Below are 6573 nucleotides of genomic sequence, written 5' to 3' on the forward strand. Positions count from 1 at the left end.
TGTGTTCATTTTGTTTAACTAACCCAATATTGAATCAATATAAACTATTTTTCATATCAAGCTAACGGCTAACTTAACCAACTAAGGCTAATAAAATACCAGCGGCTACTGCTGAGCCAATTACACCAGCGACATTTGGACCCATTGCATGCATTAACAAGAAATTATGAGGATTAGCTTCCAAGCCTATTTTATTAGAAACACGCGCTGCCATAGGTACAGCTGACACACCCGCAGCACCAATTAATGGGTTAATAGGTGCTTTACTAAACTTATTCATGCCTTTGGCCATCAATACACCTGACGCTGTACCAATTGAGAATGCAACAGCACCTAACGCAAGAATTCCAAGTGTTTCAACATTTAAAAATGCATCAGCACTTAACTTTGAACCTACACCTAAACCTAAAAATATCGTTACAATATTAATTAATTCATTTTGTGCTGTAGAGCTTAAACGATCAACCACACCAGACTCTTTCATTAAGTTACCTAAACAAAACATCCCTACGAGCGGCGCTGCTGCGGGTAAAAACAAAATAGCCATAAGCACTAAACCTAAAGGGAAAATAACCTTTTCCACTTTAGTAACATGGCGTAATTGCGCCATTTCAATTTTTCGTTCTTCTACCGTTGTTAATGCACGCATTATCGGTGGTTGAATGATAGGTACTAGAGCCATATAAGAATAAGCAGCTACCGCTATTGCACCAAGAAGTTCAGGTGCCAACTTAGAGGCTAAGAAAATCGCGGTAGGACCATCTGCACCACCAATAATAGCAATGGCAGAGGCATCTTTTAATGTAAACTCAATCCCAGGAATAAAGTTTAACGCAATAGCACCAAATAACGTGGCAAATATACCAAATTGCGCTGCCGCCCCAAGCAGTAACATTTTAGGGTTAGCAATCAGCGCTCCAAAATCAGTCATTGCCCCTACACCCATAAAAATAAGCAAAGGGAAAATGCCAGTATCAATACCTGCATAATAAATATAGTGCAGTAAGCCGCCAACTTCTGACAACCCTGCTACGGGTATATTAGTTAGAATTGCTCCAAAACCCATTGGCAATAATAACAATGGTTCAAAACTACGTGCAATAGCAAGATAGAGTAAACCACAGCCAACTAACATCATAATGACTTGGCCAAGCTCAAAGTTAGCTAAGCCTGTTGATAGCCATAATTTAGATAAAGATTCCATGATAACCCCTACGAAAAGCTAAGCAAGGCATCGCCAACAGAAACTGAGTCGCCTTCTCTAGTATGAAGGCTAGTGATTGTGCCTGAGTTTACTGCACGGATCTCTGTTTCCATTTTCATGGCTTCCATAATAATAACAACATCACCTGCTGTGACTGAGTCACCTTCATTTACCAGCACTTTAAATATATTACCCGCTAATGGCGCATTTAACGTTTCTTCCGCTGAAATAGATGCCGATTGTTTAATAGCATCATCACCTGCTGGTTGAGTTACAGACTCAATTGAGCCACCTGGTGCAACAACAACATCATAAACTTTACCGTCAACGCTCACCGCATAGTTTTCAGTCGAAGTATTCGTTGTAGACTGTGTTGCCGCTTTAACAGAGCTGCCCGCTGGTGCCGCTTTTGTTGGAATAGGCTCAAATGCCGCAGGATTATTGCGATTTTCTAAAAACTTCAAGCCAATTTGAGGGAATAGTGCATAGGTAAGCACATCATCAATCACTTCCTCAGCCAAGGTAATATTCTTCTCTTTGGCAAGTGATTGCAGCTCATCAGATAGTTTATCGACTTCAGGTGTTAATAAATCAGCTGGACGACAGGTAATTGGCTCCACACCACCTAAAACACGTGCTTGCAGCTCAGCATTCACTGGCGCAGCAGTTGCACCATATTCGCCCTTTAACACTCCAGTAGTTTCTTTAGTAATTGATTTATAACGCTCACCTGTTAATACATTCAATACAGCCTGTGTACCAACAATTTGCGAAGTAGGTGTTACTAAAGGAATATAGCCTAAATCTTTACGTACACGAGGAATTTCAGTTAATACTTCATCAAACTTATCAGCTGCACCCTGTTCTTTCAGCTGGTTTTCCATGTTAGTTAACATGCCACCTGGTACTTGTGCAGTTAAAATACGTGCATCAACACCCTTTAAACTGCCTTCAAACTCAGCATATTTTTCTCTAACATCACGGAAGTACGCAGCAACCTCAGCCATTTTTTCAATATTCAAACCGGTAGCACGTGGCGTACCTTCAACAATAGATGCAATAGTTTCTGTAGGTGAATGCCCGTAAGTCATACTCATTGACGAAATAGAGGTATCAATAACGTCAACGTTGCTGTCAATTGCTTTCATTTGCGTGGCAACACTTAAACCAGTAGTAGCGTGACAATGTAATGCAATAGGTAAAGCGACCGTATCTTTAAGACGTGAAATAAGTTCTTGTGCATCATAAGGTTTCAACAAACCCGACATATCTTTAATACATAACGAATGCGCGCCCATATCTTCCAGCTGTTTTGCCATTGTAAGCCAGCCTTCAAGCGTATGAACAGGGCTTTCGGTATAACTTAACGTACCTTGAGCATGCGCACCTACTTTTACAGCGGCCTTGATTGATGTTTGAAGGTTTCTGACATCATTCATGGCATCAAAGATTCTAAAAACATCGACACCGTTAACATGTGCACGTTCAACAAACTTTTCTACAACATCATCAGCATAATGACGATAACCTAGGATGTTTTGACCGCGGAACAACATTTGTTGCTTAGTATTTGGCATCGCTTTTTTTAATTCGCGAATTCTATGCCAAGGATCTTCACCTAAGTAACGAATACATGAGTCGAATGTTGCACCGCCCCATGTTTCAACTGACCAGTAGCCTACTTCGTCTAAAGTAGCTGCGATAGGTAGCATATCTTCTAAACGAAGCCTTGTAGCTAAAATTGACTGATGTCCATCTCTTAAGACGACTTCGGTAATACCTAATGACTTGCTCATGTTATGCCCTTAATTCTTATTTTGAGGTAAAGAGTTATCCGCGGAAGCGCTTGATTGACCGTGTTGTGCTCGGTATCGATTAACAGCTCCGCTAATTGCAGCGACAATCGCCGGAGAAGCGGTACCATCGTCTGCTTTCTTATTATTTTTTTTATTTGAAGGAGCCCGACTTGGTGCAACAGGATCGGGAAAGCGAACAGCTAATTTAGCTAACACTAAATTAACAAATAAAATTAATAGGCCTAAAAAAGCAAAAACAACGACCATACCAACTAACATTAGGGTGCCCGCTTCTAAAAACTCTTGTTGCATGTTATTCATTTTCTTTCTCGTTCAAATTTATTGCAATTAGAATAATCACTCCAATAGCTAAAAAGCAAACAGTTTGTTCAAGTTTCATAAAAATAGTTTTTCGTCAAGTCGTAAAAACGTAAATATTCACTTGTTTTCAATAAATATTCACATAAAAACCTAAAAAATGTAAATTGTATACAATCATGCATCCACTGAATTAGAGAGCAAAAAGACAATAATACAATTTGGTATACAATATACCCCTAGTATTTACCTATTCAGTTGTTCAATAAATATTGCTTGTTGTTTCTACGAAACTCGTAGTAATCAGTGCATTGGTGATTAAAAATTAGCTAGAAAATGATAGATATTTGAAAGTTTCATTAACTTTATTTTTATAGCAGTAGACAGAAAATCAAGGCAAATTTCGCGTCAATAACTGGCCTATTGCAAGTAAATTTAACGAAGAAGTTAGGAGAAATAGCTGCTAGAGAAACATTTGTTAAGCCGAGCTCGGGTTAGTTATTAAAACCATAAGGTTTCTATGTTGTTTTAAACAAATATCAAGACAAGTAAAAAATTTTAGCCGATGATACTAAAACCCTTTATACAAAATGGATAGTAAGGGTATTGTGCCTGCTAATAATTAAGCACTTTTTTGGCAATAACATGAGGAAATCAATAAGACATGAATTTCAGGCATAAAAAAACCTAGCCGAAGCTAGGTTATCTTACTCTCTAAGAGATGTGGCGGACGCGGCAGGAGTCGAACCTGCGACCGCCTGGTTCGTAGCCAGGTACTCTATCCAGCTGAGCTACGCGTCCGCGGTAAACTATGTTTTATATCTTAGAATAAAGATAACGAACTTCCCCATTCAAGGTTCGTAGCCAATTAAACAGAGTAAACTATCCAGCTGAGCTACATGTTCGCGGTAAACTATGTTTTATATCTTAGAATAAAGATAACGAACTTCCCATTCAAGGTTCGTAGCCAATTAAACAGAGTAAACTATCCAGCTGAGCTACATGTTCGCGGTAAACTATGTTTTATATCTTAGAATAAAGATAACGAATACCAGAAAATGAGCTTCGCTGCCATTTACCTACACTTATTATAAGCATAAGGGAATGGCGGAGAGGGAGGGATTCGAACCCTCGATCCGGGATAAACCAGATACTCCCTTAGCAGGGGAGCGCCTTCGGCCACTCGGCCACCTCTCCTGAGGTTGTAATAAATAATCAATACTGATTAATCACTACGGGTTGAACAATGATGAATATACTTATTAAGTATTTTCACTTTACTATCTAAATAGTAAATTCTCTAACGAGATGTGGCGGACGCGGCAGGAGTCGAACCTGCGACCGCCTGGTTCGTAGCCAGGTACTCTATCCAGCTGAGCTACGCGTCCGCGGTAAACTATGTTTTATATCTTAGAATAAAGATAACGAACTCCCCCATTCAAGGTTCGTAGCCAATTAAACAGAGTAAACTATCCAGCTGAGCTAGCGTCCGCGGTAAACTATGTTTTATATCTTAGAATAAAGATAACGAACTCCCCCATTCAAGGTTCGTAGCCAATTAAACAGAGTAAACTATCCAGCTGAGCTACGCGTCCGCGGTAAACTATGTTTTATATCTTAGAATAAAGATAACGAACTCCCCTATTCAAGGTTCGTAGCCAATTAAACAGAGTAAACTATCCAGCTGAGCTACATGTTCGCGGTAAACTATGTTTTATATCTTAGTTTGAAGATAACTCTTACTATGAGACTACTTAATCACCGAAAAGCAAGTGATTTTTTCACATAAAAAAACCTAGCCGAAACTAGGTTTACTTATTCTCAAAGAGATGTGGCGGACGCGGCAGGAGTCGAACCTGCGACCGCCTGGTTCGTAGCCAGGTACTCTATCCAGCTGAGCTACGCGTCCGCGGTAAACTATGTTTTATATCTTAGAATAAAGATAACGAACTCCCCTATTCAAGGTTCATAGCCAATTAAACAGAATAAACTATCCAGCTGAGCTACATGTTCGCGGTATGAATATTTCTTTATCTAGCCTAAACATTAGCTACACTTTATTATTTAACCACTTAAAGTAAAGTGGCGGACGCGGCAGGAGTCGAACCTGCGACCGCCTGGTTCGTAGCCAGGTACTCTATCCAGCTGAGCTACGCGTCCTCACATGAACTATGTTTTATATCTTAGTCTAAAGATAGCAAATTTTCACTTGCAGCCATTATTATTAATAAATAAAAATAATGGCGGAGAGGGAGGGATTCGAACCCTCGATCCGGGATAAACCAGATACTCCCTTAGCAGGGGAGCGCCTTCGGCCACTCGGCCACCTCTCCAATGGGTGCGAATAATAATGGATCTTAAAAATAAGTCAAACATTTTTTAGATAAATTTGCTGTTTTCTCGCTGTTTGTTGACAATTCAATCAACAACGTTATTTTTTAGACAATAACTCTATTTCAGGTATAAAAAAACACCAACAAGTGTGGTGTTTTTTTATACCTGCTAAGGTCACATTATTTCGACCAAAACAATAAAAGCAATTGCTCTTAAGCTGTATTACCAGAAACTTCGCTATCACCTTTCTCAGCTTGTATACGCATATAAATTTCTTCACGATGAACTGAGATTTCTTTTGGGGCATTTACGCCAATTCTTACTTGGTTACCTTTAACACCTAATACGGTTACGGTAACTTCATCACCGATCATTAAAGTTTCACCGACACGTCTTGTTAGTATAAGCATTGCTTCTTCCTTTTCATTGAAATGAGAATCACTAAATAAATATATATAAGCTAGTAATATATTAGAATTAGTTTACTTTTAGTCCTTCACTATAAGTAATAGTAAAAATAGTCCCAAAAGTCACTATTCAATTAAAAAACTATATCCGATAGCGTTTTTAATTGAATTTCATCGTGAACTACTTGTTGTATTTAGTAGTTTCATAAATGAAATGTTATTTTAGCAACTTTTCTCTACTCTTGAATAGTTTTATACCGTGATTTAGCCGAAGATTGTGTCATTTCTTGTCTATTTATTGTATTTTTTTGTACAGAACAAAAAACGTACAGAATTTAAATAGGCTATTAACTTTTTTATAACGTTATAACCAAAAAAAGAAGCCGAAGCTCAATGCCAGTCAGTTAAGCTGACTGGCATTTTTCTTTTTATGGGGATACTTGGATGGTTTAGGTTTAACCCATCGGGGATATTTTCTATCTTCTCGGCGAGTCGGAAGCTTAAATAAGAGTAG

At 38.7% G+C, this 6573-nt stretch carries 4 protein-coding genes and 6 tRNA genes; all 10 read right to left on the reverse strand.

The window, feature by feature from the left end; translation table 11 throughout:
• Positions 1-73 precede the first annotated feature (73 nt).
• Complete coding sequence (locus ABD005_RS17255; protein ID WP_215980905.1) at positions 74-1204, reverse strand: sodium ion-translocating decarboxylase subunit beta; 1131 nt, start codon at positions 1202-1204, stop codon at positions 74-76.
• Positions 1205-1212: 8 nt separating this feature from the next.
• Positions 1213-3000: a sodium-extruding oxaloacetate decarboxylase subunit alpha gene (oadA, locus tag ABD005_RS17260; protein WP_343818973.1), complete on the reverse strand. Its 1788-nt coding sequence runs from the start codon at positions 2998-3000 to the stop codon at positions 1213-1215.
• A gap of 9 nt (positions 3001-3009) precedes the next feature.
• Complete coding sequence (locus ABD005_RS17265) at positions 3010-3321, reverse strand: OadG family transporter subunit (RefSeq protein WP_215980903.1); 312 nt, start codon at positions 3319-3321, stop codon at positions 3010-3012.
• 721 nt (positions 3322-4042) lie between these two features.
• Positions 4043-4119: transfer RNA gene (locus tag ABD005_RS17270), tRNA-Arg, on the reverse strand.
• A gap of 304 nt (positions 4120-4423) precedes the next feature.
• Positions 4424-4515, reverse strand: a tRNA-Ser gene (locus tag ABD005_RS17275).
• 114 nt (positions 4516-4629) lie between these two features.
• Positions 4630-4706: transfer RNA gene (locus ABD005_RS17280), tRNA-Arg, on the reverse strand.
• Positions 4707-5150: 444 nt separating this feature from the next.
• A tRNA-Arg gene (locus ABD005_RS17285) sits at positions 5151-5227 on the reverse strand.
• Between the two features lie 174 nt (positions 5228-5401).
• Positions 5402-5478: transfer RNA gene (locus tag ABD005_RS17290), tRNA-Arg, on the reverse strand.
• 81 nt (positions 5479-5559) lie between these two features.
• Positions 5560-5651: transfer RNA gene (locus tag ABD005_RS17295), tRNA-Ser, on the reverse strand.
• A gap of 213 nt (positions 5652-5864) precedes the next feature.
• Positions 5865-6062, reverse strand: coding sequence for a carbon storage regulator CsrA (csrA, locus tag ABD005_RS17300; protein ID WP_215980902.1), 198 nt, complete (start codon positions 6060-6062; stop codon positions 5865-5867).
• Positions 6063-6573: the final 511 nt, after the last annotated feature.

Source organism: Colwellia asteriadis (genome assembly GCF_039523295.1).
GTDB classification, from domain to species: domain Bacteria; phylum Pseudomonadota; class Gammaproteobacteria; order Enterobacterales; family Alteromonadaceae; genus Colwellia; species Colwellia asteriadis.

Excerpts from the sequence above, each read along its gene's own strand:
- ABD005_RS17265 (WP_215980903.1), bottom strand. The coding sequence starts at position 3,321 with ATGAATAACATGCAACAAGAGTTTTTAGAAGCGGGCACCCTAATGTTA.
- oadA (WP_343818973.1), bottom strand. The coding sequence starts at position 3,000 with ATGAGCAAGTCATTAGGTATTACCGAAGTCGTCTTAAGAGATGGACAT.
- ABD005_RS17255 (WP_215980905.1), bottom strand. The coding sequence starts at position 1,204 with ATGGAATCTTTATCTAAATTATGGCTATCAACAGGCTTAGCTAACTTT.
- csrA (WP_215980902.1), bottom strand. The coding sequence starts at position 6,062 with ATGCTTATACTAACAAGACGTGTCGGTGAAACTTTAATGATCGGTGAT.